Genomic DNA, 24,858 nt, shown 5'->3' on the forward strand with positions numbered 1-24,858 from the left:
CGATGACGAAAGCGCTTCCCGACCGCCTCACAGCGCCGCCCCGGGCCCGGACGGGCGGTGGGTTCCTGCCCGGACTCATCCGCGTCAAGGAACTGAGCATCCTGCTGGTCACGATCGCCGCGGCGGTCTACTTCGGACTCACCAGCGGCCCGGGGTTCACCACGACGGACAACTACCACACGATCGCGCAGTACGTGGCGCCGTGGGCGATCGTCGCCGCGGGCGAGGTGATGGTGCTGATCTGCGGGCAGATCGACCTGTCCGCCGGGTTCGTCTTCACGCTGTCGCCGTTCGTGCTGGTGCTGTTCCACAACAACGGGTTCCCGCTGCTGCTCGCGGTGATCGGCGCGGTCGTCGTCAGCGGCCTGATCGGGATGGTCAACGGGCTGATCCACACCGTCTTCGGCCTGTCGTCGTTCATCACGACGCTGGGCATGGCGTTCCTGCTGTGGGGGCTGTCGCTGGTCATCTCCGGCGGCTCCCCGGTGAGCGCGCCGTCCGGCGGGTGGGTGATGTCCGTCTTCGGCGGCTGGGGCTGGTCGGAGTTCCTCTGGGCGGTCGCGATCGTGGTGGTGATGCAGGTGGTGCTGTCCACCACGCGGTTCGGCATCGCCACCCAGGCCACCGGCGGCAACCCCGTCGGGGCGGCCGAATCCGGCATCCGCACCAACCGGATCAAGGTCGTCAACTTCGCGGTGCTCGGCGCGCTCGCCGGGCTCGCCGGCATCCTGCAGGGCACCCGGGTGGGCTCCTACGACCCGACCAACGGCGGGTTCAACACCATGTTCTACGCCGTCGCCGCCGCCGTGATCGGTGGCACCGCCCTGCTGGGCGGATCCGGCACGGTCGTCGGAGCGTTCCTCGGCGCGCTGCTGCTCGGGCTGGTCTACGACGGGTTCAACCTCACCGGCGTCAGCGCCAACGCGTTCTACCTGGTGCTCGGCGTGGCGATCCTGGTGGCCGCGCTGCTCAACGTGTACGTGACCGTGATGCGCAAGCGGCTCGGCTCGAGGGGGCGGTCGTGAACGAGGTGATGCGCGCCGAGCACCTCGGCAAGCGGTTCGGACCGGTGCGCGCGCTCCGGGACGTCTCGCTGCACGTGTCCGCGGGCGAGATCCTCGGCCTGATCGGGGACAACGGCGCGGGCAAGTCCACGCTGATCAAGATCCTGACCGGGTTCCACCAGCCCGATTCGGGCCGTCTGCTGTTCGAGGGCCGGCCCGTGCAGCTCAAATCGGTGACGCACGCCCGGTCGCTGGGGATCGAGACGGTCTTCCAGGACCTGGCGATGGTGAACGACCTGCCGGTGTACCTGAACCTGCACCTGAACAAGGAGCTGGTGCACCGGCCGCTGCCGTTTCTGAAACGACGGGAGATGAAGCGGCGCGCGCGGGAGGCCCTGGACGAGATCGGCATCGACATCCCGTCGGTCACGGCCGAGGTCGGGCAGCTCTCCGGCGGCCAGCGCCAGGCGATCGCGGTGGCCCGCTCGGTGTTCACCCGCAACACCAAGCTGTTGCTGCTCGACGAGCCGCTGGCCGCGATGGGCGCCAAGGAGGGCGCGCTGATCCTGCGCCTGCTCGCCCAGCTCAAGCAGCGCGGCGATCTGGCGATCATCCTGATCGCGCACAACTACAGCCAGGTCGTGGACGTGTGCGACCGGGTGAACCTGCTCCAGCACGGTGAGATCACGTTCGACAAGCCGTCCCGGGACACCTCCGTGGCCGAGCTCCTCGAGCTCGTCCACGCCGAGTACCGGCTCGAGCACTGACCGGGCCGGCGGCAGCGTCGGTGCCGGGCATCCCGCTGGGGGTCGGGACATGGATGCGAACCGGCGCCGCATCCCGGACCTGGCGTTCGAGGTCGTCGGGGTCTACACCGGAGCGGGCACGCTCGTCATCAACTACCGCAACCAGAAGGGCGGCCTGGTCAACGAGGTGCTGCACTTCGACGGCGACCTGGTGCGCGAGGGCCACGGTACCTACCTCGGCGAGGACGCCGACCCGGCCGGCGCTACCGGGTGAGCCGCGAGACCATCCACTTCACCCCGCCCGCGGCCGTCCGGAGGTGACCGTGGCCGCGGTGGCGCCGCGCTAGCCTGCGAGCATGGATCTGACCGGGGTGACCGGAATGTCGACCGAAGACGAGCTGCGGGAGCTGATCGGCCATCCGCTGCCGAACGCGGTGCGCAAGCAGCGGGCGGCTCTGCACGAGCTGGACCGGCAGTGGCCGGCGTGCTCACCGTTCTGCCTCATCGCCACCTCCGACCCACACGGCCGCTGCGACGTCTCCCCAAGGGCGACCCCGCCGGGTTCACACTCGTGCTCGACGACCGGACGATCGTGGTGCCGGAGCGGCCGGGCAACCGCCGCGCCGACGGGTTCCGCAACATCCTCGCCAACCCCCACGTAGGGCTGCTGTACTTCATCCCCGGCCGCGGGGACACGCTGCGGATCAACGGCCGCGCCCGTCTGCTGAGGGACGCGCCGTTCTTCGACCGGATGGTCGTGCGGGGCCACCGGCCACGTCTGGCGATCCCGGTGGAGATCGAGGAGGTGTTCCACCACTGCTCGAAGGCGTTCCTGCGCTCGAAGCTGTGGGACCCCGCGACGTGGGCGCCGGAGGAGATGGCGCCGCGCGCGTTGATCGCGCGGACGCTGGAACGCCCGGACGACTCGCTGGAGGAGCTGGAGCGCTACTACGGCCCGGAGTACGCGAACAAGCTCTACGCCTGACCCAGCGCGGGTGATGCCGGGAGCCCCCGACGCCGTGGGACGGTCCTCCGCGGCGCGGCGCGTGCAGCCGGGACGCGCCCGGCCCGGCGCCCGCCCTCGACACCCGGGACGCGAAACGGCCCGTGATGCCCCCTCATCGATGACACCACGGGCCGTCCGCCGCTTCTACTGGCCCTCGGGGCGTTCGCCGGCGAAGGGGACGTCCGGGTCGTCGTCCGCGGGGGGCTCCGGGTCACGCCACTCCTCGGCGCGGCTGGAGCGGTTGCCCTGCAACGTGCCGCGCAACTCGGCCTTCATGGCGTCGTCCTCGCGCGGGCTGTGCTTCTCGCTGCCGCGTTCCATCTACCTGACCCCCTTCAGCGGGTCGTGCCCGATCGTCATCAGCCGGTGCCGCCAGTTCTCCTGCCCCGCGGTCGGTTCGAGGTCGTCCCGCCGCTCGGCGTGGACCTTGTCGACCACCTTGCGCATCACGCGCTCGTCGTCCGCGGTGAGGTCGGTGCGGCGTTTGCCGAGGATCTCCAGGACGTGCTGACCGGTCCGCGTGCCCGCCTGGTCCGGCAGCTGTTCGCTGTCGGTGCCCGCGGACCGCACCCGCAGCCACTCCGCCAGCTCCCGCGAGGTCATGTTCACCACGCGGTGGAACTCGTCCCACAATGCTTCGTCCACATGCGACTGTGTCGCCATCGTGTCACCTCCGGGCGGTCAGCATTCGCACGATGACGAAGATCAGCGCCAGGACTCCGACCCCGGCGCCGGTGCCGATCGCGATCCGTTGTGTCGTGTGCGCGGTCTCCCGGACCTTCCCGGCCAGCGCCTCGGCGGTTTCGCCCAGCTCCTGGCGGGTCAGTTCGAGGTCCAGCCGCGCCTGTTCGGCGTCGTGCGGGAAGGTGTCCTTCTTCGTCGTCATCGCCGCAGCCCCTCCCGCACCGCGGCCACGTCCTTGGGCAGCCCGGCCGCCGCCTCCTCGGGCACCGGCGGCACCGCGCCCGTCAGCTGCTTCTTGCCGATCAGCCCGGCCAGGCCACCGACCAGCAGCAGCGCGCCGCCGATGATCAGGGCCGAGGCCCACGCGGGCAGCACCAGGGCCAGCGCGAGCACAGCGGCGGCGACCAGCGTCGCCCCGCCGAACAGCGCGAGCACACCCGCCGCACCGGCCAGGCCCGCACCGGTGCCGGCGTGCTTGCCCTTGGCCCGCAGTTCTTCCGTCGCCAGCCGCAGCTCGTCCCGGACCAGCCGCTGCACCTGCTGGGACATGTCCTGGACGAGCTGCGCGATCGAGCGGTCCTCGACCGCGGTGGATCCGCGGCCCGTTGCCTCACTCATGCCTCGCCTCCCTTGAGGTAGCTCGCGAACCGGCTACCCCCGGGTGCCGGGCACTAATCGTGGGCGGCGGGCGAGCCACCCTCGCTGATCCGCTCGGTGGCCGTCTCCGACGGTGTCTTGACCGCCTCCGAGTGCGGGATGGTCTTGCCGGTGAGCGTGATGTGCCCTTCCTCGTGCAACCGCTCGACCAGGTGCGGGTAGTGCAGTTCGAACGCGGGCCGCTCCGACCGCACCCGGGGCAGCTCCAGGAAGTTGTGCCGCGGCGGCGGGCAGGTGGTGGCCCACTCCAGCGAGTTGCCGAAGCCCCACGGATCGTCCACTTCGACCGGATCGCCGAACCGGTAGCTGCGCACCACGTTGTAGATGAACGGCAGCATCGACGCACCGAGGATGAAGGCCCCGATCGTGGAGATCGTGTTCAGCACCGTGAACCCGTCGCTGGCCAGGTAGTCGGCGTAGCGGCGCGGCATGCCCATGTCGCCCAGCCAGTGCTGCACCAGGAACGTCGTGTGGAACCCGACGAACGTGGTCCAGAAGTGCAGCTTGCCGAGTCTCTCGTCGAGCATCCGCCCGGTCATCTTCGGGTACCAGAAGTACACGCCGGCGAAGGTCGCGAAGACGATGGTGCCGAACAGCACGTAGTGGAAGTGCGCCACCACGAAGTAGCTGTCGGTGATGTGGAAGTCCAGCGGCGGCGACGCGAGGATGACCCCGGTCAGGCCGCCGAGCAGGAACGTCACCAGGAACCCCATGGACCACAACATCGGCGTCTCGAAGGAGAGCCTGCCCTTCCACATCGTGCCGATCCAGTTGAAGAACTTGATCCCGGTCGGGACCGCGATGAGGAACGTCATGAACGAGAAGAACGGCAGCAGCACCGCACCGGTGGCGAACATGTGGTGCGCCCACACCGCGAACGACAGCGCCGTGATGCCCATCGTCGCGAACACCATCAGCCGGTACCCGAACAACGGTTTCCGGCTGAACACCGGGATGATCTCGGTGATGATCCCGAAGTAGGGCAACGCGACGATGTAGACCTCGGGATGGCCGAAGAACCAGAACATGTGCTGCCACAGGATCGCGCCGCCGTTGGCGGGGTCGAACACGTGCGCGCCGATGATCCGGTCGGCGGCCAGCCCGAACAGCGCCGCGGTCAGGATCGGGAACACCGCCAGCACCAGGACGCTGGTGAACAGGATGTTCCAGGTGAAGATCGGCATCCGCCACATCGTCATGCCCGGGCAGCGCAGGGTGACGATGGTGGTGAGCATGTTGACCCCGCCGAGGATCGTCCCGAGACCGGACACGATGAGCCCGAAGATCCACATGTTCCCGCCGATGCCCGGCGAGTGCATGGCGTTCGACAACGGCGCGTAGGCGGTCCAACCGAAGTCGGCGGCCCCGCCCGGGGTGAGGAACGAGGCGAGCACGATGGTCCCGCCGAACAGGAACAGCCAGTAGGAGAAGGCGTTCAGGCGCGGGAACGCCACGTCCGGCGACCCGATCTGCAGCGGCAGGATCAGGTTGGCGAAGGCGAACACGTTCGGCGTCGCGTACAGCAGCAGCATGATCGTGCCGTGCATGGTGAACAGCTGGTTGTACTGCTCCTGCGACAGGAACTGCAGGCCCGGCTGCGCCAGCTCGCCGCGCATCAGCAGCGCGAGCGCCCCGCCGATGACGAAGAACGCCAGCGAGGTGTACAGGTACATCAGGCCGATCAGCTTGTGATCGGTCGTCCTCGCCATCTTCACGAGCAGGCTGCCCCGGCGGTGTCTGGCCGGCAGCTCGTACCGGTTTCCCAGGACGATGGGGCGTGCCTTCAGCTCCGTCATACGGCCCTCCCGGTGCCGACTGGACCAACCCAGGGTGCTCCCGATCACATCGGGGAATCAAGCCCCCAACCCGTACGTGGCGTAAGCGCTGCGGATCACCGGCTGGGCGACGTTGCGCACCCGCACGCCACCGGGCGTGACACCCTGCTCACACCCGAAGTGCGCGTGGCCGTGGATCGCCAGGTCGGCGCCGCATTCGTCGATCACCTCACCGAGCTGGTAGGCGCCCAGGAACGGGTAGATCTCCGGCGGCTCGCCGCGCAGCGTCTCCGGGATCGGCGAGTAGTGGGTGAGCGCGATGCGGTGGTCGACGTCGTCCAGCTCCATCATCGCCCGCCGCAGCGCGTCGGACCGTTCGATGCTGTGCTCGACGAACGCCTTCATCTCCCGTTCGCCGAACGCGCTGGCGCACTTGCCGGCGAACCCGCCGCCGAAGCCCTTCACCCCGGCGACGCCGAGACTCTGGCCGCCGGCCTCGATCCGGGTGGAAGCGCCCTCCAGCACCTGGATGCCGTGGTCCTCCAGCAGCTTCGTGATCTCGTCCTGCCGGTCGCTGTGGTAGTCGTGGTTGCCCAGCACCGCCACCACCGGCCGCGCCAGGCCGCTGAACTCGTCGGCGACCACCTCGGCCTCCTCCAGCGCGCCGTGCCGGGTCAGGTCGCCGGCCAGCAGCAGGACGTCGGCCAGGTCGCCGAGGTGTTCCAGGGCCGGGCGCAGCAGCCCGCGGGCGTCCTCGCCCAGGTGCACGTCCCCCACCGCCGCCACGCGGATCACCGCAGGTCCTCCCTCCGGGCCGGTTCACGGGTGTCGGCCACCCGCACGTCGTTGTGCACCCGCACCCCGGGCGCGACCTCGTGCAGCACGTTCTCCAGCTCGGCGCGCCGCTCGTCGCAGGTCACCTCCCCGGACAGGTGCACGTCGTCGCCGCGGACGTTGACCCGCACACCCATCTCCGCCGTGCGGGGGTCCTCGGCCAGGGCGCGGCGCAGGTGGGCCGCGCGGTACTGGGGTGTCTCCTGCTCGCCTGCCATCACGGTGCTCCTCCGAGGTCGGCGACCGACAGCGAGTCCAGCAGCGTCAGGAACGCCTGCGCGTACGGGGACTCGGCGGTCTCCTTCGCCACGCGCTCCCAGTCCACCTGTTCCCGCAGGTCGCGGGCGATGTGCAGGAGCGGGGCGAAGTCGCAGCGGTGCGCGTCGAGGACGAGCAGCTTGTCGACCATGATGTCGGTGCCGTTCATGACGGGCGCCATCGTGGAGCCGACGCGCATCATCTCGGCCCGGGCGAGCGTCTCGTCGGTGACCGGGCGGTAGTTGGGCCGGAAGATCAGGTCGACGAGGACGTCGCCGTCCCAGACCTTGCTCAGCCAGTCCTCCGGCGGGTCCTCCGCCCGCATCCCCTCGGCCACCAGCGCCTCGGTGGCGGCGGGCACGTCCTCCTCCTTCAGGAAGAGGTCGACGTCGTGATCGGAGGGCGGGCCGCCGCGGGCGTAGACCGCGCAGCCGCCGGACACCGTGAACGGGATCTCGTGAGCCGTCAGCGTGGTGACCACCTTGGTCAGCGTGCGCAGCAACGACTGCTCGTCCATGCGCGGCGGGTACCCGTGCCCGACCGGGGCAAACGAGCACGTGCGGGCGGCGTTTCGGGCCGCGGCGGCGGGGTACCTCCCGTCCCGTTCGCGAGGGTTGGGAGCAGTCGGGACAATGCGGCGCAGCACCGAACTGAAGCTGCCCCGGACACCGGACGCCGGGCGTCGGGCGCGCCGGTTCACGAGCGAGATCTGCGCGGCGTGGCGGGTGCACCGGCTGACCCAGGACGCGGCCATGATCGCCACCGAGCTGGTGGAGAACACCCTGCGCCACACTCGGGTGGCCCCGCGCCTGGGCCTGGAACTGCACCGCGACGAGCTGACGATCACCGTGACCGACGACGATCCGCGACGGGCGGTCGTGCGGGAGAGCGGGTCCCCGCCCGGGTTCGGGCTGCTGCTGGTGGCCCAGACGTCCTGGCGGTGGGGGTGCGAGCAGGCGCCGGCCGGCGGGAAGACGGTGTGGGCGACGCTGCGCTGAACCGCGGCCCGGCGGTGCGGGACCACCGCTGCCCCGCCCCGCCGGACCTCCACCCCACCACAGACGGCTCACGCGGCACCCCGGAGCCGGGGCGCCGGGCCGGGCCGACAGGACGGGCTACCCCGCCCGGCCGTCCCCCAACCGGGATGAAGCGGGTTGCCAACGGCCCGGCCTGGTCCGTACGGTCGGAGGAGAGCGGTTGAGTGACCAGCCGTGCCGGGGCCGGACACGCCCGGTTGGAGGCTTCGAAGTTCTCGATCTTTCGGGTTCCTGGGCGCGTGTGTGAACCGTCCCCGCTGTGCTCACCACAACCCCGGGGAGACACCCGTGTACGAAGCTCACGACTTTCGCATCGACCTCACCGACCGCCCCGACGACATCCGGCTGGCCCGCGTGACCGGCGAACTGGACCTCGCCGCCGCACCGGCGCTGCGCGACTGCCTCACCGCCTGCCTCGAGTCGGGGCGGGTGTTCGTCGTCGACCTGGAGGCGGTGACCTTCCTCGGCTCCGCGGGCCTGCAGGCCCTGGTCGACACGGCCGAGTCCGCCCGGCACCGGTCGGTGCACTGGGCGCTGGCCGGCAGCCACCGGGCCGTGGTCCGCCCCCTGCAGGTCACCGGCCTGGACGAGCAGCTCCCCCGGTACCCGAGCGTCACGGTCGCCGTGCGCGACCTCCTCGCGGCCCCCGCGGCCGGCCGCTAGGCGGGCCGGCCCAGGCGCACGCACCGCAGCCCACTGCCCCGCACCACCTCCGGATCGAGGACGTCCCGGGTGTCGACCACGACCTCGCCGTCGGCGACCGCGGCCAGCTGGCTCCAGTCGAGCCGCGCGAACTCGGGCCACTCGGTCAGGACCACCAGCACCCGGGCGCCCTTCGCGGCGAGCACCGGGTCGTCCACCGGGTGGACCGGGCCGACCGGGTCACCCTCGCCGACGCCGGGGTCGTAGCCGGTGAGGACGGCGCCCGCGGCGGCCAGCCGCGCGGCCACGGCCAGTGCGGGCGAGTCGCGCAGGTCGTGCGTGCCGGCCTTGAACGTCAGCCCGAACAGCCCGATCCGGACGCCGTCCAGGCACCCGCCCGCCGCGTCCCGGATCCGGGCGACGACGTGGTCGTGCTGCCGGTCGTTGGCGTCGATCGCCGCGCGCAGCACCGCCAGGTCGACGCCGGCCGCGGCCGCGAAGCACTCCAGCGCGCGGGTGTCCTTGGGCAGGCACGAGCCGCCCCAGCCGGGGCCCGGCCGCAGGAAGTGCGGCCCGATCCGCTCGTCCAGGCCCATCGTGCGGGTGACCGCGCCGATGTCGGCGCCGGTGCGCTCGCACAACCGGGCGAGCAGGTTCACGTAGGACAGCTTGAGCGCCAGGAACGCGTTGCTGGCGTACTTGCCCAGTTCGGCGCTGGCGTGGTCGGTCCGCACGACGGGCGCGTCCAGCTCGCCGTAGAGCGCGGCGACCCGCTCCACCGCGCCCGGCGACCCGCCGAGGACGACCCGGCCGGGGTGGGCGAAGTCGTGCACCGCGTGCCCCTCGCGCAGGAACTCGGGGTTGCTGACCACGGCGACACCGGCGGCGCGCTCGATCCGGGCGCAGGTGCCGACCGGCACGGTCGACTTGACCACCAGCACCGTGTCCGGCGCCGGGGTGATCGCGTCCAGCATCGCCTCCACCGCGCCGAGATCGGCGGTGCCGTCCGGCCCGGTGGGCGTGGGCACGCAGGTGAAGACGAACTCGCGGCCGTTCACCGCGGACACGTCGGTGGTGAAGTGCAAGCGCCCGGCGGCCAGGCCCTCGCGGACGAGCGGGGCCAGGCCCGGTTCGCCGAGCGACACCTCGCCGCGCGACAGGCACTCCACTTTGGACTCATCGACCTCGGCGCAGACCACGTCGTGCCCGAGCCCGGCCAGGCACGCGGCGGTGGTCAGGCCAACGTAGCCGGCCCCGACGACCCCGACCGCGGCCACCTCAGGCCCCCACGGGCGGCCGCTGCACCTTCCGGCCCGCCGCGATCACGTCGCCCTCCGTGATGCGCAGCAGCCCGGCCGACGGCTCGTCGGCGAACGGGTCGCCCTCCTCGCCGGCCCACAGCACGGCGTGCCGGTCCTCGGTGCCCGGCGGCGGACCCCACCGCCACGGCGGGGTCGGCCCGAACAACAGCACCGACGGCGTGCCGTAGGCGGTGGCGAGGTGCCCGATGCCGGTGTCCCCGCTGATCACCAGCCGCGCCCCCGCCACGAGGGCGGCCAGCTCGGTCAGCCCGGTGCGGCCGGCCAGCACCGCGTCCTGGCCCAGCCCGGCCGCGGCGGCGAGGTGCCCCGCGAGGTCACGCTCCGCGGCGCTACCGGTCACCACGACGCGGTGACCCTCGCGGGAGAACTCGCACGCCACCTCCGCGAAGCGCCGCGGCGGCCAGCGCCGCGACCCGAACGCCGCGCCGGGGTGCACGACGACCGCCTCCGGCACCGGGCTCGGCACGGCGGGACGCGCCAGCGCGAGGTCGTGGCGGGCGGCTTCGATGCCGTGGTACGCCAGCAGCCGGCACCAGCGCTCGGCTTCGTGCACGTCGTCGCGCCACTCCGGGCCGCGCAGGCCCGGAAAGTCCGGGTGCCGGTGGGCCAGCAGACGCTCCGGGCGGGTGGCGAGCAGATCGAGAAGACTTTCCGGGCCGCTGCCGTGCAGGTTCACCGCGACGGCGGGCGGCGCGCCGTCCCAGCGCAGCGCACCCAGGCGCGGGGTGGGCAGCACGCGGTCGACCGCGCCGGTGAGCGTGGCGAGCTCGTCCAGCGCCGCGGGCGCGGCGAGCGTAATCCGCGCATCCGGGAACGCGGCGCGCAGACCACGCAGCGCCGGGAGGGCGACCAGGAGGTCACCGACCCCGAGCGCCCGCAGCACCAGAACGTCGCCGGTCACGGCCAGGAGCCCTCCTCCGAGTGCGCCACGACCAGCTCGCGCACCTCGCAGCCGGCGGGCTGGGACAACGCGAACAGCACGGTCCGCGCCACGTTCTCCGGGTCGTTCAGCTTCGCGTCGGCCGGCGGCTTGTACTGCTCGTCCCGCGCGTCGAAGAACGCGGTGTGCATGCCACCCGGCACCAGCATCGTCACGCCGATGCGGCCCGCGGTCTCCGCGGCCAGCGCGCGGGTGAACCCGACGACACCCCACTTCGAGGCGCAGTACGCGGTCGCGTCGCTGACCGCCCTGATGCCCAGCGTCGAGGCGACCGTGACGACCTTGCCGTGCGAGCGTTCCAGGTAGGGCAGCGCGGCCCGGACGACCGCGGCCGTGCCGAACAGGTTGACCTTGACCACCCGTTCCCAGTCCGCTGTGGACACCCCGTCCAGCTTGCCGGGGAAGTCGATGCCGGCGGCGGTGAACACCGCGTCCAGCCCGCCCGCCTGCTCGGCCAGCTCCGTCACGGCCCGCTCGGTCTCGGCGGTGTCGGTGAGGTCGACCGGCACGTAGGGCACGCCGGCGACCGGGGGCTTGCGGTCGAGCACCAGCGGGGTCCCGCCCGCGTCCGCCACCGCCTTCACCGTCGCCGCGCCCAGCCCGGACGCGCCCCCGGTGATCAGAACCTTGCCTGGCGATGCAGCCATGTCTCCCCTTCTATCCGTTGGACACGGTCTCGATGAGCCGCGTGGTGGAGTAGCCCTCGACGGTCGGCACGAGCACCACCCGGCCGCCGTTCTCGCGCACGACCTCGGCCTCGGGCAGGTCGGTGCCCTCGTAGTCGCCGCCCTTGACCCACACGTCCGGCCGCAGCGTGCGCAGCACCTCCACCGGCGAGGACTCCTCGAACACCACGACGGCGTCGACCGACTCCAGCGCGCTGAGCACGCGCACCCGGTCGGCGGCGGTCACCACCGGCCGTCCCGGTCCCTTGAGGCGGCGCACCGACTCGTCGGAATTGACGCACACGATCAGCACGTCACCCAGCTCGCGGGCGCGCCGCAGCAGGGTCACGTGACCCGGGTGCAGGATGTCGAAGCACCCGCCGGTGGCCACGACGCGACCGCCGCGGCGGCGGACCCGCTCGGCCAGTTCGAAACCGGACAGCCCCGGTTCCCGGGCGACCGGCTCGGCGGGTTCGGACAGGGCGGTCGCGGCGCCCGCGGCGACGAACCGGGCCGCCGACTCGACGGCCGAGGCGACCGCGTTGTCCAGCCGCGCGCCTTCGAACAGCGCCGCAGCGACCGCGCTCGCGAACCGGTCACCCGCACCGCAGGTGTCCGGGCGCACGCTGGCCGGTACGCGGGCGGCGTGGGGAACCGGGATCGTGCGGGTGGCCGAACCGTCGGCGAGCACGGCACCTCGCGCACCCACCGTCACCGCGACCGCCTCCGCCGACCACTGCACGCGCAGCCGCTCGGCCAGGTCCCCGGGCGTGCCCGGTTCGCCGGCGAACTTCGCGGCCTCGCCTTCGTTCGGCGTCACCAGCGCGGCACCGGGCACCGGCGGCCCGCCCCGCGGGTGCGGGTCCCAGACGATCGGGGCGCCGCTCTCCCCGAGCAGTTGCCGGATCCGCGGATGACTCGCCACGCCGCGCCCGTAGTCGGCGACGAGGATCGCCGACGCGCTGCGCAGCACGGACACCGTGTGCGCGTCGAGCGGTTCGCGGGCGGCGCGGCCGTCGCCGTGGTCCAGGCGCACGACCGACTGCCCGGCCGCGCGGATGCGCGTCTTGCGGACGGTTTCGCCCTCCAGCGGCAGCGCGCACAGCTCCACCTCGCCACCCAGCAGGCGGGCCAGCCGCGCGCCGCCCTCGTCCTCGCCGAGCGCCGTGACCAGCACGACGTCCGCGGCGGACCGGGCGGCCAGGCGGGCGGCGAGCCCCGCGCCACCGGGCCGGTGCCACTCGCGGCCGACGTCGACCACCGGGACCGGCGCCTCCGGGCACAGCCGTTCGGCGTTGCCGTCGACGTCGATGTCCAGCAGCGTGTCGCCGACCACCACCAGGGGGCCGGTCACGAGGGCACTCCCAGCGCCTCGTCCAGCGCCGCGCACAGGCCGTGGACCACCGCGAGGTGCGCCTCCTGCACGGTGCCGGTGCTCGGCGCGTCGATCACCAGCGTGTCATCGCAGATCGAGGCCAGCGCGTTCGGCGCCGGTCCGGTCAGCGCCCACGTCGTGATGCCCAGCTCGTGCGCGGTCTTCGCGGCCGCGCACACGTTCTGGCTGCGACCACTGGTCGACAGCGCCACCAGCACGTCACCGGGGCGGCCGTGCGCGCGCACCTGGCGGGCGAACACCTCGTGGTCGCCGTAGTCGTTGACGATCGCCGTGGTCGCCGACGTGTCGGCGTGCAGCGCGATCGCCGACAGCGGCTGCCGGTCGTTGACGAACCGGCCGACGAGCTCACCGGTCAGGTGCTGGGCTTCGGCGGCGCTGCCGCCGTTGCCGCAGGCGAGCAGACGCCCGCCGGCCCCGAGCACGTCGGCGAGGTGACGACCCCACGCCTCGATCCTCGGCGCCAGCGCGGTCAGGTCTTGCATGGTCGCGGCCAGAGCCGTGAACCGCTCTTCGATCACGCTGCACCTCCTAGTTTCTCCACGGCCCGCAGGACCTCCTCGGGGGCGACCCGGCCCAGGCACGGGTGCCCGGACACCGGGCAGACGCGGGCCCGGGTGTCGCGGCAGGGCGCGTCCTGGTCCCCGAGCAGGACGACCGGCACCCCGTGGGGCGCCCACCGCGCGGCCGGCACGACCGGGGCGAACATCGACACGACGGGGGTGCCCACGGCCGCGGCCAGGTGCGCCGGTCCGGTGTTGGGGGCGACGGTGACCCGCGCACCGGCGAGCACGGCGGCGAGGCCGCGCAGGTCGGTCCGGCCGGCCAGGTCGAGACCGTGGTCCCCGGCGACCCGGGCGGTGAGTTCGCGCTCGGCCGGGCCGCCGGTGACGACGACCCGGTATCCGGACTGGGCGAGCAGCCGGACGACCTCCGCGTTGCGCTCGGCGGGATACTGGCGCGCGGGCACCGACGCCGCCGGGTGCACCACGACGTAGCCGGGTTCCCCGACCAGGTCCGAAACGTCGGGCAGCGGGTGTCGCACGGCCAGCCGCCCGTCGTCGCCCGGCGGGAGCTCGAACCCGGCGGCCCGCGCCAGCGAGAGCGCGCGTTCGGCCTCCGGTGGATCGCCCTCGACGCGGTGCCGCAGGTCCAGCAGCGAACCCGGGTAGTCCTCGCAGATCGCGCCGATCCACGGCACCCCGCACTCGCGCAGGACCAGCGCGAGCGGCAACGGGGACTGGTGGAACGACGTCACGATCAGCGCCGACTCCGGTTGCGCGGCACGGATCCGGGCGCGCAGCTCGGCCAGGTACGCGGGGGTCACCGCGGGTGGGTCCGGGTCGATCCACGGCGCGCACCACTCGATGACCTCGTCGACACCGGGCAGCAGCTCGGCGGCGGCGCGCCCGTGCGGCCCGGCCAGGAACGTCACCGAATCCGCCTGCGCCGCGACCGCCCGCACCAGGGGCCCGGACAGCAGGACGTCGCCCGCGTTGTCCAGGCGCGCCACCAGAACCCGTGACCTCACCATGCCCGGTCCCCCATCGCCAGCCCGACCGCCTCGGCCAGGTCACCGGCCACCGCCGCGTCCCGCCGGGCCGCCGCGACCTCCGCCTCCCGCGTCCGCGGGGTCGGCACCAGCACCGCCCGCGCGCCCGCCGCGCGCGCCGCCTCGATGTCGGCACCGATGTCGCCGATGACGACGCAATCCCGCGGCCGCACCCCCAGGGCCAGCGCGGCCCGGGTCACCAGGCCGGGTTTCGGTTTGCGGCAGCAGCAGCCGTCGCCCTCGGCGTGCACGCACACCTGCCAGGTCCCGAACGGCCCGAGCAGTTCCTCGACCCGCGCGTTGACCGCGGCCAGTTGCTCGGGCGTGATCAGCCCGCGCGCCACACCGGACTGGTTGCTCACCACGCCGACCGGCACGCCCGCGGCGCGCAAGCGGCGCAGCACCTCCTCGGCCCCCGGCACCGGGCGGACCAGCTTCGGGTCGTTGTTGTACGGCTCGTCGCGGATGAGGGTGTCGTCGCGGTCGAACAGGATCGCCTTGGCCGCCGGGCGCGGACGGCGCACCCGCACCTCGCCGGCGAGGCGGTGGCACGCCGCGGCCGGCGGGATCAGCACGCTGGTCACGGCCATCTTCGCGATCTCGTGCGGGGTCATCGGCCCCGGCAGGATGCGGCGCAGCGCGAACTCCGCGGTCAAGCCGAGCCAGACCGCGCCCGCGGCCGCGGCGGCGGAGCGCTTCCCGGCGGCGCCGAACCCGAGCGCGGCGGCGCCGCCGAGCGTGGTCAGGGTGTGGCGGCCCAGCCGTCCCGGCCGCTCGCCCACCAGTTCCCTCCACTGTGGACCGAACTTGCGGCGCATCAGCGCGTTGTCGGCATTGCCGCGCTGGGCGCGCACACTGGCGAAGAAGCCGCCGTGGCGCGCCGGGTGCAGGGTGGTGCGCAGGCCGCGCTTCAGGCGCCAGCCCGCCTGCCGCACGCGCAGGGCGAGATCGGCGTCCTCGCGGAAGGCGCGCGGGAACCGCTCGTCGAACCCGCCGACGGCGGCGAGCACCTCGCGCCGGTAGGCCATGTCCGCTGTGATCCACTCCGCGGTCGCCAGCCCGGCCGTGTCGCGTTCGGAGTCCGTGGGACGGCGGCCGCCGGTCGGCGCCGGCACCACGATCCGGCCCTGCGAGGCGGCCACGTCGTCCGGCAGTGCCGCCAGATCGGTGTGCAGCCGGGACGGCCAGTCCGCGGTCGGGCGCACGTCGTCGTCGAGGAAGGCGATCCAGCCGGTGCCCGCCGCCCGCCAGCCCGCGTTGCGCGCGGCGGCCGGGCCGCGGCCGCCGGTCCGCAGCACCCGCACCGGCACGCTCATCTCGGGCAGCGGCAGGTCGCCGGGCTCCGGGCGGTCGTCGACGAGGACGACCTCGGCCGGGCGCGGCCCGATGCCGTGCTCCAGCGCGGACAGCAGGGTCCGGAGGCTGTCCCGGCCGGTGGTCGGGACAACCACGGTGTAGGCCGTCATGCCGGCCTCCGCAGCACGAACGGGCCGATCGCCAGCAGGTCGACCGGGCTGGAACCGAAGCACTCCAGCGCATCGCGCGGCGAGTCGACCATCGGGCGGCCCGCCGTGTTCAGGCTGGTGTTGACCACGACCGGGATCCCGGTGCGCGCGTCGAACTCCGCCAGCATCCGGGCGACGAGCGGTTCGGTGGCGCGGTCCACGGACTGGATCCGCGCGGTACCGTCCACATGCGTCACCGCCGGGATGCGGTCCCTCCACTCCGGACGGACGTCGTGCACGAACAGCATGTAGGGGCTCGGGATCGGGCCGCGCTCGAACAACTCCCCTGCGCGGTCGGCGAGCACCATCGGCGCGACCGGGCGGAACTGCTCGCGGCCCTTGACGTCGTTGAGCCGCTCGAGGTTCTTCCGGTGGCCGGGGTGCGCGAGCAGCGAGCGGTGCCCCAGCGCGCGGGGCCCGAACTCGGCGCGGCCCTGGAACCACGCCACGATCCGGTCGTTCGCGAGCGCTTCGGCCACCGTCGCGGCGAGGTCGTCCGGCCGCTCGTAGGGCAGGCGGGCCACGTCGAGGGCGTGCTGGATCTCGGCGTCGGTGAACCCCCGTCCGAGATCCGCGCCCGTCATCCGCGCGGCCGGTTCTCCCAGCTCCGCGGCCAGGTGCAGCGCGGCACCCAGCGCCGTGCCGGCGTCGCCCGCCGCCGGCTGCACCCAGAGCTCGTCGAACGGCCCGTCGGCGAGCAGGCGCGTGTTGGCCACGCAGTTCAGCGCGATCCCGCCGGCCATGGTGAGCCTGCGCTGCCCGGTGTGCTCGCGCAGCCACCGCGCGAGGTCGAGCAGCACCTGTTCGATGCGCTGCTGCACGCTCGCGGCGAGGTCGGCGTGCTCGGGCCGGAAGTCCTCGCCGGGCTCGCGGCGCGGCGCGAACGCGCCGAAATCGACCGGGGCGGCCCGGAAACCGCCCGCGCCGTCGGCGGCGATCGCCTCGCCCAAGGCGCCGGCGAACCGCGGTTTCCCGTACGAGGCCAGTGCCATCACCTTGTACTCGTCGCTCGAGCGCGCGAAACCCAGGTGCGCGGTGAGGTCCTCGTAGCGCAGCCCGAGCGAATGCGGGAGCCGCTGCGCCGCCAGCTCGACCAGCTTGCCGTCGCGGTACTCCCCCGCCAGGTAGGAGGTCGCCTCGCCGCGCCCGTCCGCGACCAGCACGGCGGCGTCACCGAACGGCGCCGCGAGACCACTCGACGCGGCGTGCGCGACGTGGTGGCGGACGAACCGCACCGTGTCCGGGTCCAGGCCCGGCAGCGCGGTCTTGAGGAAGTTCGGGGCACGCCGGGCGAACGTGGTGCGCAGCTCCTCCCAGCCCGGGTCGACCCCGTCCAGGCCGTGGTCGACCAGGTCCGGGTCGTAGGAGTAGCCGACGGCGTCCAGATCGCCGGGCTCCAGCCCGGCCTGCGCGAGGCACCACCGGGCCGCCTGCTCGGGCAGTTCCCAGGTGGAGAAGGGGACCGGGCGCTTGCCGTGCTTGCGGCGGCTGAACCGCTCCTCCTCGGCCGCGGCGACGATCCGGCCGTCCACCACGAGCGCGGCGGCCGGGTCGTGGAAGACCGCGTTGATCCCGAGAACCCGCAAGCTCCTACCTCCGCCGATCGGTCGCTACTGCTACTTAGCGCTACCCCTGCTACTCCGCGTCTAAACGGGACTGAGACGGGTGGCGAACCACTCGAGGGTCCGGCGCAGGCCGTCGTGCAGTTCCACCCGCGGCTGCCAGCCCAACTCCCGTTGCGCGAGGCCGATATCGGGGCAGCGTCGTTGCGGATCGTCCACCGGGGCGGGAATGTGGCGCACCGGCACGCTCGTCCCGGCCAGCCGCTGGATCTCGTCCACGAGCTCGCGGATCTCCAGCTCGCGCGGGTTGCCCAGGTTCACCGGGCCGGGGAAATCGCTCTCAGCCAGCGCCAGCAGGCCCGCGACCGTGTCGTCCACAAAGCACAGGGAGCGGGTCTGGGTGCCCGCACCGGCGACGGTGACCGGCTCGCCGGTGAGGATCTGCCGGATGAAGGTGGGGATCGCTCGCCCATCGTCGGCACGCATGCGCGGACCGTAGGTGTTGAACAGGCGCGCGATGCCCGTGTTCACGCCCCTTGCCCGGCGGTAGGCCGTCGTGAGGGCCTCGGCGTAGCGTTTCGCCTCGTCGTAGACGCTGCGCGGGCCGACCGGGTTGACGTTGCCCCAGTAGGTCTCGCGCTGCGGATGCTGCCGCGGGTCCCCGTACACCTCGCTGGTCGAGGTGAGCACGAACCGGGCACCGTGCGCCTGCGCCAGGTCCAGCGCGTGGTTGGTGCCCGCGGCACCGGTCTGCAGGGTCTCCACCGGCAGGCGCTCGTAGTCACGGGGCGAGGCGGGGCTGGCCAGGTGCATCACCAGGTCGACCGGGCCCGGCACGTCGAAGCCACGGGAGACGTCGGCCTCGACGAAGCGGAACCGCGGCTCGGTTTTCAGGTGGGCGATGTTGCCGGCGTCGCCGGTGGAGAAGTTGTCGACACAGGTGACGTCGGCACCGGCAGCGAGCAGGCGGTCGCACACGTGGGAGCCGACGAAGCCCGCTCCTCCCGTGACGACGGCATGCTCGCGCATGCACTTCTCCTACCCGGCGGAGTCACTTCGAAACGCTACGGAGGGACTACTTCCTACGCGAGGGCGAGCAGCGCCAGGGCGGCGGCCGCCCCGCAGATACCGACCGTCTGCCTCCGGGTGAGGCGTTCACCCAGGAAGAGCAATGCCAGCACGACCGGGATCGCCGGGTAGAGCGCGGCGAGCACGGTGGCGACGGCGAGCAGCTGCTGGTGGGTGGCCACCCAGTAGAGGACGATGGCGACGCTGCCGAGCGCGCCCGCGGCGGCCGCCGGCCACGCCAGGCGCGGCCGCAGCGCGAGGGCGCTGCGGGTGGTGAGCACGAGCGGCAGGATGACGGCGACGGAGGCGGCACGGCTGACCCCGATCGGCCACAACCCCGCGTCGAGCGGCACGGGTTTCATGGCGAGGAACTGGAGCGCGAACCCGGTGCCGGCGATGAGCGCGTCCCGGACGCCCGGCCCGCCCGGACGCCCGCCGCCGGAGACGAGCCAGATCGCGGGCAGGGCGAGCACGATGCCGGCGATCGCCGCCGGGGAGGGCCGTTCACCCAGGACGGCGAGCCCGGCGAGGACCGGCAGCGCGACCGCGCCGACGTCACTGACCGGCACGACGACGCTCAGCGCGTCGCGGCTCATGGCCCGGTAGAGGAACCCGACGCCAATGCCGGTGCCGGCCCCGGAGAGAGCGCCCCAGAGGAGGCCGCCGGTGCCCGGGTGCGACCAGAAGAGCGCCACGAGCAGGGTGACGACCGTGCCACCGAGCTGCGCGTAGAGCGACACGGTCAGGCCGGGCGCCCGGCGCGCCACGACGCCGTTGACGAAGTGGGTGACGCCGAAACACCCGGCCGAGGCGAGGGCGAGCAACTCACCGGTCATCGGTCACCCCGGTGCCGGTGGCGCGGCTCATCGGCGGCCTCCCGGGCCCGGCAGGCCGCCCCGACCGGGCACACCTGCCCCTGCGCGACGCAGGCGGCCCGGTCGCACAGCCGGCACAGGCGGTCGGCTTCCGGGAGTTGCTCGTAGGCCGCCGCGAGGAGCTTGCCGGCCAGGTCCGCGAACAGCTTCCGCTCCCGCGGGTCGAGCGCCGCGGTGAGCGTGCCGAGCCGGCCGCCGCGTTCGCCCAGGATGCGGGACGCCGCGCCCGCGCCCGCGGCCGTCAGGTGCACCGCCACCGACCGGGTGAGCGTCGGCCGCCGCTCGACCAGGCCCCGCCCCTCCAGCCCGTCCACCATGCGCGCGGCCGCGGGCTGGCTGAGCCCTACCCGCCGCCCCAGCTCGGTCACCGACAGGCCGGGCGCCGTGGACAGCACGACCAGCGCCGCCGAGCCGCTCGCGCTCGTGCCCGCCGCCGCGGTGGCGTCGGCCAGCGCGAGATCGTTGACCGTCAGCGCCAGCGCCCCCAGCAGGTTTGCCAGGCGTTCATCATGCATGACTCATGCATAGTGCACCCGGCCGGAATTCGCAAACCGGGGAAGTGAACACGAATAACCCGCCCCCGCCGGGGAAGCCCCCGCTTGCGTACGCGTACTCAAGCACCTTTCCTTCGTTTCCCAAGGAGATCTCTGTGTTCCGACACACGAAACTGCTGCAGTTCGAGGCGAAGCCGGAACGTCCGGACCCCTATTTCGCACGGAAACTGCAGGAACTGATCGGCGGCGCGTTCGGCGAGATGACGGTGACCATGCAGTACCTGTTCCAGGGCTGGAACTGCCGCATCGAGGGCAAGTACAAGGACCTGATCATGGACACCGCGACCGAGGAGATCGGTCACGTGGAAATGCTGGCCACCATGGTCGCCCGCCTGCTCGAGGGCGCCCCCGCCACCGCCACCGCCGAGGCCGCCAAGGACCCGGTGATGGCCGCCGTGCTCGGCGGCATGGACCCCCAGCAGGCCATCGTCGGCGGCGGCGGCGCACTGCCCGCCGACTCCAACGGCACCCCGTGGAACGGCAAGTACATCGTCGCCTCGGGCAACCTGCTGGCCGACTTCCGCGCCAACGCCGCCGCCGAGGCCCAGGGCCGCCTGCAGACCGCCCGGCTCTACAACATGACCGACGACCCGGGCGTGAAGGACATGCTCAAGTTCAACCTCGCCCGCGACACCGTCCACCAGAAACAGTGGCTGCGCGCCATCGAAGAACTCCAGGCCGACGGCCTCGAATCCGACATCGCCCCCAACGCCCTGCTCGACGAGGAGGACCAGACCCACAACAACACCATCTGGCACCTCTCCGACGGCCCCGACGGCAACAAGGGCTCCTGGTCCAGCGGCGAAGACCGCATCGACTACCTCATGGACCCCCAGCCCCTCGGCGGCCCCGGCAGCGCGCCCAAACCCGACCCCCGGCTCTACGGCACGTATTCGCCCACCCAGGACGCTGTGGGCACGGTCAAGGGCAAGGCCCAGTCCGCGGTCAACAAGCTCACCTGAGGTGTGCGAACAGGCCCCTCGGGATCGCTCCCGAGGGGCCTGTTCCCGGGTGTGCTCAGGCCTGGCTGATCGCGGCGTCGGCCGCGACGCCGGCCGGAACCTTGTCCCCCAGCGTCTTTTCGTAGATGCGCAGCACGTCGATCGCGATGCGGTCCCACGAGTACCGCGACCGGGCCCGGTCGCAGCCGGCGATGCCGTAGGCCTCGCGCTGGGCCGGGTCACCCAGCAGACGGCGCAGGGTCGCCGCGAGCACCTCGGGCCGCTGCGGCGGCACCAGTTCACCGGTGACGCCGTCGACCACGGTGTCGATCAGGCCGCCGACCGCGGCCGCCACCACCGGGACGCCGCACGCCATGGCCTCCAGCGGCACGATCCCGAACGGCTCGTACCACGGCGTGCACACGACCAGGTCCGCCGAGCGCAGCAGTGCCGGCATCTCGTCGCGGGACACCTGCCCCATCAGCCGCACGCGGTCGGCGACCCCGACCCGCTCGGCCAGCTCCAGCAGGCGCCGCGCCTCCGGGTCGTCGGCCAGCCGCCCCCGCTCGGGACCGCCCGCGATGACCAGCTCGGCGCCCGGCACGGCGGGCAGCGCGGTGATCGCCGTCGCGAAACCCTTGCGCGGCACCAGCCTGCCGACGCTCACGATCCGGTGCAGGTTCCCGCGCGGTGCCACCTCCCCGTCCGGCGTGAACCGCTCGAGGTCCACCCCGCACGGCGCCACCGACATCCGCGACCGCGGCAGCCCCATGCGCGCCAGCTCGAACACCTCGTCGGAACAGGTGGCGGCCACCCGCGAGGCGTGCTTGCCGATCAGCCGTTCCAGCTGCACCCGCTCGGCCGGGCTGGTGTCCGCGGCACCCTGGTAGCGCTTCTTGACCACGCCGAGCGCATGGAAGGTCTGGACCACGGGGAGGTCGGTGCCGCGCGTGGCCAGCAGCGACGCCAGACCCGACATCCAGAAGTGCGCGTGCACCACGTCGGGCGACTCGCGCGCCCACGCCCGCGCCAGGTAGCGGCCGAACTCGGTCATGTGCGGCAGCAGCTCGTCCTTGGGCACGTACTCGGCCGGTCCCGCGGGCACGTGCACGACCCGGTACCCGCCCGGCGCGCGCACCTCCTCCGGCTGCGCCGGATCGTCCCGCCGGGTGTAGACGGTGACGTCGTGGCCCTGGCGGCACAACGCCGCCGACAGCTCCGCGACGTGCAGGTTCTGCCCGCCCGCGTCCACCTCGCCCAGCACGGCCAGTGGGTTGGCGTGCTCCGACACCATCGAGATCTTCATGCGCTACCTCCACTCGTCACCCGGCCGAGCAGGACGTCCCAGTTCCGCAGAAACCCGTCCAGGCCGTAGCGCGCGAGCGCGTGCTCGCGCGCCTGCTTGCCCATCCGGTGCGCGAGTTCGGGATCGGCCACCAGGTCCCGGACCGCTCGCACCAGCTCGTTCACATCCGCCGAGACGAAGCCCGCCTCGGGGGGTACCGCACGCGACGCTTCGGTGCTGGCCACCGCCACCACCGGCATCCCCAGGTGCATCGCCTCGATCAGCGACAGGCCCAGCGACGTCCAGCGGGGCGTGTGCACGTACACCCGGCACCGGGCCAGCCCCGCGTGCAGCGCGTCCTGGCCGAGGTCGCCCCGCACCCGCAGGCGCTCCCCCAGGGCGAAGTGCTCCGCGAGCTTCTCCACGCCGATGCCCCACACGTGCAGCGGGGCGGCCTCGGCGAACGCCGGCAGCAGGTCGGTGCCCACCGCCCGGCCGCGCCGCACCGGCTCGTTCATCACGAGCCCGACGGCCGCCTCTTCCCCGGTGTAGAGCTCGCCCGGGTCGACCACGCCGTGCTCGATGACCGTGGCGGGCGCCCGGCCGGAATCCCAGATCAGGTGGTTGAAATGGGTGACGTGCACCAGCGGGATCGCGTCCTGGCCGGCCAGCGGGTGCCGTGTGCGCGGCACGTCACCGGTCGGTGTGTTGTGCTCGACGAACACCGCGGGCACGTCCCGGCCGGGCCGTCGCCCGGTCCACCGCTCGGTCAGCTCGATCTCGTCCGGGCGCTGGAGGACGACCACGTCGATGCCGGCATCGCGCAGCTCGTCCGGGCCCATCTCCCGGGCGCCCGGCCAGTCCCGGCCACCACGGCCCAGGCCCCAGGGGCCGCCCTCCGGCAGTCGCGGAAGGAGGTACTCGTGCCCCCCGCGCACGAACGAACTGGTCCACGACCCGTGCACGTGCCACAGCAGGATCCGCAGCGGATCGTCCTCTGCCCGTCTCATGGAGAAGTTCTTTCACCCTGGCAGAGGAACTAAACACGCTACGCAGCACTGCTACTGTCGGTGATGATCACACTCGTTCGGCTTTCCTCGTCCGGGCGGGGATCAGGAAGATCACCAGCCCGAGCACGGCGACGACGGCGTGCAGGGCGTTGTCCGCCCAGCTCGGGTCGAAGATGCGCCGCACGTCCGCCGGATCGCCGGTGCCCGCCGACAGCAGGCCCCACACCGTGACGCCCAGCAGTCCGAAGAAGACCACCAGCCCGATGATCCGGGCGGACGGACCCCTGCGCGCCGCGCTCAGCGCGAGCACCCCGACAGCGGTGCGCACCACGTCGAGCAGTGTCCCGGTGTGGAATCCGAGCAGCTCCCCGGACGTGGCGAACCCCGCGATCCCCAGCACCAGGAACACCACGCCCACCAGCAGCGCGAAACCCTGGGCCAGCGGCGCCCGCCCCGTCGTGTGCTCAGCCATGTTGCGGACCTCCTTGATCGGACTCGTGGTCACCGGTGTTCCCCGGCGGCGCGGGAGGCAACCAGGTGTGGCGAACGGCGCGACGGGGTAGTCCGGGCCATGACCAGGTCGGCACGAGGCAGCGGGGGGTATGGGGACGTTGACTGAGACGCGCCTCGCGGGCACCGTCGAGGACAACGAATCCTCAGGTGACGACACGCCCACCTTCGCCGACCTGGCTGCCGCCGCGCCGGACGACCCGCGCCGGGAACGGCTCCGCACCGCCCTGGTCACCCAGTACCTGTCGGTGGCCGAGCACATCGCGCGCCGGTTCAGCGGGCGCGGCGAGGCCTACGAGGACCTGCTGCAGGTCGCGCGCGTCGGCCTGATCAACGCCGTCGACCGGTTCGAACCCGACCGGGGCACCGACTTCCTGTCCTTCGCCGTGCCGACGATCATGGGTGAGGTACGCCGCCACTTCCGGGACGCGAGCTGGTCGGTGCGGGTTCCCCGGCGGCTCAAGGAACTGCACCTGCAGATCGGGCAGGCCAGCAACGAGCTCGGCCAGCGCCTGGGCCGCGCGCCCACGCCCACCGAGATCGCGCGCGAGCTGGACCTGACTCCCGACGAGGTCAGCGAGGGACTGCAGGCGGGCAACGCCTACTACGCCGTCTCCGTCGACAAACCCGCCGGTGAGGACGACGAGGCCGCCTCACTGGCCGACACCCTCGGCGAAGAGGACTACGGCATCGAGACCGTGGAGAACCACGAGGCCCTGCAACCGCTGCTGCGCGAGCTGGCCCCGCGCGAGCGCACGATCCTCATGCTCCGGTTCTTCGGGAACATGACGCAGACCCAGATCGCCAAGCGGGTGGGGATCTCCCAGATGCACGTGTCGCGCCTGCTCGCGCAAACCCTGCAGCAGCTGCGGGACAAGCTCACCGAAGAGCCCTGACGCGTCGTTTCGCCCCGCCCGCACACGGGTAGCCGAGCACGGTGCCCGGCCCCGGCGCGCGAACCGTCCGAAGTGGACGACCGAGCGCGCCCGGAGCCACACCTGACGCGATACCCGGCTTGAGGAGCGACCTGGAG

29 protein-coding genes and 1 pseudogene are annotated in these 24,858 nt (G+C 72.9%); 8 read left to right on the top strand and 22 right to left on the bottom strand.

The genetic code is table 11. From position 1 onward, the window contains the following. The first annotated feature begins 2 nt into the window (after window positions 1–2). The 4 genes and pseudogenes from FB470_RS31140 (at window position 3) to FB470_RS31155 (ending at window position 2,735) form a co-directional block, all read left to right on the top strand. Window positions 3–1,025: an ABC transporter permease gene (locus FB470_RS31140; protein WP_306997282.1), complete on the top strand. Its 1,023-nt coding sequence runs from the start codon at window positions 3–5 to the stop codon at window positions 1,023–1,025. Continuing rightward, window positions 1,022–1,771: an ATP-binding cassette domain-containing protein gene (locus tag FB470_RS31145; protein ID WP_306997284.1), complete on the top strand. Its 750-nt coding sequence runs from the start codon at window positions 1,022–1,024 to the stop codon at window positions 1,769–1,771. The genes FB470_RS31140 and FB470_RS31145 overlap by 4 nt, the downstream gene beginning before the upstream one ends. A 49-nt stretch (window positions 1,772–1,820) precedes the next feature. Further along, the gene (locus tag FB470_RS31150; RefSeq protein WP_306997286.1) at window positions 1,821–2,024 is read left to right on the top strand and encodes a hypothetical protein; all 204 of its coding nucleotides are present in this window, start codon (window positions 1,821–1,823) and stop codon (window positions 2,022–2,024) included. Between the two features lie 82 nt (window positions 2,025–2,106). Continuing rightward, window positions 2,107–2,735: pseudogene (locus FB470_RS31155) on the top strand (pyridoxamine 5'-phosphate oxidase family protein). Window positions 2,736–2,900: 165 nt separating this feature from the next. On the opposite strand, the gene FB470_RS31160 reads toward FB470_RS31155, so the two are convergent. The 8 genes from FB470_RS31160 to FB470_RS31195 are packed head-to-tail and all read right to left on the bottom strand — an operon-like array spanning window position 2,901 to window position 7,481. Beyond that, window positions 2,901–3,077 (bottom strand): hypothetical protein, encoded by a 177-nt coding sequence (locus FB470_RS31160; protein WP_306997287.1) that lies wholly within the window; start codon window positions 3,075–3,077, stop codon window positions 2,901–2,903. After that, window positions 3,078–3,419 (bottom strand): DUF3140 domain-containing protein, encoded by a 342-nt coding sequence (locus FB470_RS31165; RefSeq protein ID WP_306997289.1) that lies wholly within the window; start codon window positions 3,417–3,419, stop codon window positions 3,078–3,080. A gap of 4 nt (window positions 3,420–3,423) precedes the next feature. Continuing rightward, window positions 3,424–3,642 (bottom strand): DUF3618 domain-containing protein, encoded by a 219-nt coding sequence (locus FB470_RS31170; RefSeq protein ID WP_306997291.1) that lies wholly within the window; start codon window positions 3,640–3,642, stop codon window positions 3,424–3,426. Then, the gene (locus FB470_RS31175; protein ID WP_306997294.1) at window positions 3,639–4,058 is read right to left on the bottom strand and encodes a phage holin family protein; all 420 of its coding nucleotides are present in this window, start codon (window positions 4,056–4,058) and stop codon (window positions 3,639–3,641) included. Before FB470_RS31175 ends, FB470_RS31170 begins: the two co-directional genes overlap by 4 nt. A gap of 53 nt (window positions 4,059–4,111) precedes the next feature. Further along, on the bottom strand, window positions 4,112–5,893 hold the full coding sequence (ctaD, locus tag FB470_RS31180; RefSeq protein ID WP_306997295.1) for an aa3-type cytochrome oxidase subunit I: 1,782 nt from the start codon (window positions 5,891–5,893) through the stop codon (window positions 4,112–4,114). Between the two features lie 57 nt (window positions 5,894–5,950). Next, window positions 5,951–6,667 (bottom strand): metallophosphoesterase family protein, encoded by a 717-nt coding sequence (locus FB470_RS31185; RefSeq protein WP_306997297.1) that lies wholly within the window; start codon window positions 6,665–6,667, stop codon window positions 5,951–5,953. Then, the gene (locus FB470_RS31190) at window positions 6,664–6,924 is read right to left on the bottom strand and encodes a BON domain-containing protein (RefSeq protein WP_306997299.1); all 261 of its coding nucleotides are present in this window, start codon (window positions 6,922–6,924) and stop codon (window positions 6,664–6,666) included. The genes FB470_RS31185 and FB470_RS31190 overlap by 4 nt, the downstream gene beginning before the upstream one ends. Further along, complete coding sequence (locus FB470_RS31195) at window positions 6,924–7,481, bottom strand: nucleotidyltransferase family protein (protein WP_306997301.1); 558 nt, start codon at window positions 7,479–7,481, stop codon at window positions 6,924–6,926. The genes FB470_RS31190 and FB470_RS31195 overlap by 1 nt, the downstream gene beginning before the upstream one ends. A 115-nt stretch (window positions 7,482–7,596) precedes the next feature. Here FB470_RS31195 and FB470_RS31200 point away from each other — a divergent pair, with 115 nt between their 5' ends. Together FB470_RS31200 and FB470_RS31205 are read left to right on the top strand one after the other, a co-directional pair. Further along, complete coding sequence (locus FB470_RS31200; RefSeq protein ID WP_306997303.1) at window positions 7,597–7,962, top strand: ATP-binding protein; 366 nt, start codon at window positions 7,597–7,599, stop codon at window positions 7,960–7,962. A 327-nt stretch (window positions 7,963–8,289) separates the two neighbouring features. After that, on the top strand, window positions 8,290–8,664 hold the full coding sequence (locus FB470_RS31205) for an STAS domain-containing protein (protein ID WP_306997305.1): 375 nt from the start codon (window positions 8,290–8,292) through the stop codon (window positions 8,662–8,664). Here FB470_RS31205 and FB470_RS31210 read toward each other — a convergent pair. The 11 genes from FB470_RS31210 to FB470_RS31260 are packed head-to-tail and all read right to left on the bottom strand — an operon-like array spanning window position 8,661 to window position 20,040. After that, window positions 8,661–9,920 carry a UDP-glucose dehydrogenase family protein gene (locus tag FB470_RS31210; RefSeq protein WP_306997308.1) on the bottom strand — a complete coding sequence of 420 codons (1,260 nt, stop codon included), beginning with the start codon at window positions 9,918–9,920 and terminating at the stop codon, window positions 8,661–8,663. The two genes, FB470_RS31205 and FB470_RS31210, sit on opposite strands and share 4 nt — an antisense overlap. 1 nt (window position 9,921) lies before the next feature. Continuing rightward, window positions 9,922–10,866: a glycosyltransferase family 9 protein gene (locus tag FB470_RS31215; RefSeq protein ID WP_370876623.1), complete on the bottom strand. Its 945-nt coding sequence runs from the start codon at window positions 10,864–10,866 to the stop codon at window positions 9,922–9,924. Beyond that, the gene (locus FB470_RS31220) at window positions 10,863–11,552 is read right to left on the bottom strand and encodes an SDR family oxidoreductase (protein ID WP_306997310.1); all 690 of its coding nucleotides are present in this window, start codon (window positions 11,550–11,552) and stop codon (window positions 10,863–10,865) included. The genes FB470_RS31215 and FB470_RS31220 overlap by 4 nt, the downstream gene beginning before the upstream one ends. A 10-nt stretch (window positions 11,553–11,562) precedes the next feature. Continuing rightward, window positions 11,563–12,924 (bottom strand): D-glycero-beta-D-manno-heptose 1-phosphate adenylyltransferase, encoded by a 1,362-nt coding sequence (gene rfaE2, locus FB470_RS31225; protein WP_306997312.1) that lies wholly within the window; start codon window positions 12,922–12,924, stop codon window positions 11,563–11,565. Continuing rightward, the gene (locus FB470_RS31230; protein ID WP_306997314.1) at window positions 12,921–13,484 is read right to left on the bottom strand and encodes a D-sedoheptulose-7-phosphate isomerase; all 564 of its coding nucleotides are present in this window, start codon (window positions 13,482–13,484) and stop codon (window positions 12,921–12,923) included. Before FB470_RS31230 ends, rfaE2 begins: the two co-directional genes overlap by 4 nt. Beyond that, window positions 13,481–14,497, bottom strand: a complete 1,017-nt coding sequence (locus FB470_RS31235; RefSeq protein WP_306997316.1) for a glycosyltransferase family 9 protein — start codon at window positions 14,495–14,497, stop codon at window positions 13,481–13,483. Before FB470_RS31235 ends, FB470_RS31230 begins: the two co-directional genes overlap by 4 nt. Next, window positions 14,491–15,981, bottom strand: coding sequence for an HAD-IIIA family hydrolase (locus FB470_RS31240; RefSeq protein WP_306997318.1), 1,491 nt, complete (start codon window positions 15,979–15,981; stop codon window positions 14,491–14,493). The genes FB470_RS31235 and FB470_RS31240 overlap by 7 nt, the downstream gene beginning before the upstream one ends. Next, window positions 15,978–17,606, bottom strand: a complete 1,629-nt coding sequence (locus FB470_RS31245; RefSeq protein WP_306997320.1) for a carbamoyltransferase family protein — start codon at window positions 17,604–17,606, stop codon at window positions 15,978–15,980. Before FB470_RS31245 ends, FB470_RS31240 begins: the two co-directional genes overlap by 4 nt. Window positions 17,607–17,666: 60 nt before the next feature. Then, window positions 17,667–18,611, bottom strand: coding sequence for a UDP-glucuronic acid decarboxylase family protein (locus FB470_RS31250; RefSeq protein ID WP_306997322.1), 945 nt, complete (start codon window positions 18,609–18,611; stop codon window positions 17,667–17,669). 53 nt (window positions 18,612–18,664) lie between these two features. Next, window positions 18,665–19,486, bottom strand: a complete 822-nt coding sequence (locus tag FB470_RS31255) for an EamA family transporter (protein ID WP_306997323.1) — start codon at window positions 19,484–19,486, stop codon at window positions 18,665–18,667. Beyond that, a complete protein-coding gene (locus FB470_RS31260; RefSeq protein WP_306997325.1) occupies window positions 19,483–20,040 on the bottom strand; it encodes a MarR family winged helix-turn-helix transcriptional regulator in 558 nt (185 codons plus the stop codon). Before FB470_RS31260 ends, FB470_RS31255 begins: the two co-directional genes overlap by 4 nt. Window positions 20,041–20,174: 134 nt before the next feature. On the opposite strand from FB470_RS31260, the gene FB470_RS31265 reads away from it, so the two are divergent. Continuing rightward, complete coding sequence (locus FB470_RS31265) at window positions 20,175–21,041, top strand: manganese catalase (protein WP_306997328.1); 867 nt, start codon at window positions 20,175–20,177, stop codon at window positions 21,039–21,041. A 55-nt stretch (window positions 21,042–21,096) separates the two neighbouring features. Here FB470_RS31265 and FB470_RS31270 read toward each other — a convergent pair whose 3' ends face one another. From FB470_RS31270 to FB470_RS31280, 3 genes are all read right to left on the bottom strand, one after another. Next, entirely contained in the window at window positions 21,097–22,326 is a 1,230-nt protein-coding gene (locus FB470_RS31270) for a glycosyltransferase (protein WP_306997331.1), read from the bottom strand. Then, window positions 22,323–23,147 (bottom strand): glycosyltransferase, encoded by an 825-nt coding sequence (locus tag FB470_RS31275; protein ID WP_306999590.1) that lies wholly within the window; start codon window positions 23,145–23,147, stop codon window positions 22,323–22,325. The genes FB470_RS31270 and FB470_RS31275 overlap by 4 nt, the downstream gene beginning before the upstream one ends. Window positions 23,148–23,382: 235 nt before the next feature. After that, the gene (locus FB470_RS31280) at window positions 23,383–23,820 is read right to left on the bottom strand and encodes a DUF4383 domain-containing protein (RefSeq protein WP_306997333.1); all 438 of its coding nucleotides are present in this window, start codon (window positions 23,818–23,820) and stop codon (window positions 23,383–23,385) included. 106 nt (window positions 23,821–23,926) lie between these two features. Here FB470_RS31280 and FB470_RS31285 point away from each other — a divergent pair, with 106 nt between their 5' ends. Beyond that, the gene (locus FB470_RS31285; RefSeq protein WP_306999592.1) at window positions 23,927–24,721 is read left to right on the top strand and encodes a SigB/SigF/SigG family RNA polymerase sigma factor; all 795 of its coding nucleotides are present in this window, start codon (window positions 23,927–23,929) and stop codon (window positions 24,719–24,721) included. Window positions 24,722–24,858: the final 137 nt, after the last annotated feature.

It is taken from the genome of Amycolatopsis thermophila (assembly GCF_030814215.1).
GTDB classification, from domain to species: domain Bacteria; phylum Actinomycetota; class Actinomycetes; order Mycobacteriales; family Pseudonocardiaceae; genus Amycolatopsis_E; species Amycolatopsis_E thermophila.

Coding starts and splice junctions, on each gene's coding strand:
- FB470_RS31140 (WP_306997282.1), top strand. CDS start 3: ATGACGAAAGCGCTTCCCGACCGCCTCACAGCGCCGCCCCGGGCCCGG.
- FB470_RS31150 (WP_306997286.1), top strand. CDS start 1,821: ATGGATGCGAACCGGCGCCGCATCCCGGACCTGGCGTTCGAGGTCGTC.
- FB470_RS31160 (WP_306997287.1), bottom strand. CDS start 3,077: ATGGAACGCGGCAGCGAGAAGCACAGCCCGCGCGAGGACGACGCCATG.
- FB470_RS31165 (WP_306997289.1), bottom strand. CDS start 3,419: ATGGCGACACAGTCGCATGTGGACGAAGCATTGTGGGACGAGTTCCAC.
- FB470_RS31170 (WP_306997291.1), bottom strand. CDS start 3,642: ATGACGACGAAGAAGGACACCTTCCCGCACGACGCCGAACAGGCGCGG.
- FB470_RS31175 (WP_306997294.1), bottom strand. CDS start 4,058: ATGAGTGAGGCAACGGGCCGCGGATCCACCGCGGTCGAGGACCGCTCG.
- ctaD (WP_306997295.1), bottom strand. CDS start 5,893: ATGACGGAGCTGAAGGCACGCCCCATCGTCCTGGGAAACCGGTACGAG.
- FB470_RS31190 (WP_306997299.1), bottom strand. CDS start 6,924: ATGGCAGGCGAGCAGGAGACACCCCAGTACCGCGCGGCCCACCTGCGC.
- FB470_RS31195 (WP_306997301.1), bottom strand. CDS start 7,481: ATGGACGAGCAGTCGTTGCTGCGCACGCTGACCAAGGTGGTCACCACG.
- FB470_RS31200 (WP_306997303.1), top strand. CDS start 7,597: ATGCGGCGCAGCACCGAACTGAAGCTGCCCCGGACACCGGACGCCGGG.
- FB470_RS31220 (WP_306997310.1), bottom strand. CDS start 11,552: ATGGCTGCATCGCCAGGCAAGGTTCTGATCACCGGGGGCGCGTCCGGG.
- FB470_RS31235 (WP_306997316.1), bottom strand. CDS start 14,497: ATGGTGAGGTCACGGGTTCTGGTGGCGCGCCTGGACAACGCGGGCGAC.
- FB470_RS31240 (WP_306997318.1), bottom strand. CDS start 15,981: ATGACGGCCTACACCGTGGTTGTCCCGACCACCGGCCGGGACAGCCTC.
- FB470_RS31250 (WP_306997322.1), bottom strand. CDS start 18,611: ATGCGCGAGCATGCCGTCGTCACGGGAGGAGCGGGCTTCGTCGGCTCC.
- FB470_RS31255 (WP_306997323.1), bottom strand. CDS start 19,486: ATGACCGGTGAGTTGCTCGCCCTCGCCTCGGCCGGGTGTTTCGGCGTC.
- FB470_RS31260 (WP_306997325.1), bottom strand. CDS start 20,040: ATGCATGATGAACGCCTGGCAAACCTGCTGGGGGCGCTGGCGCTGACG.
- FB470_RS31270 (WP_306997331.1), bottom strand. CDS start 22,326: ATGAAGATCTCGATGGTGTCGGAGCACGCCAACCCACTGGCCGTGCTG.
- FB470_RS31275 (WP_306999590.1), bottom strand. CDS start 23,147: ATGGGCCCGGACGAGCTGCGCGATGCCGGCATCGACGTGGTCGTCCTC.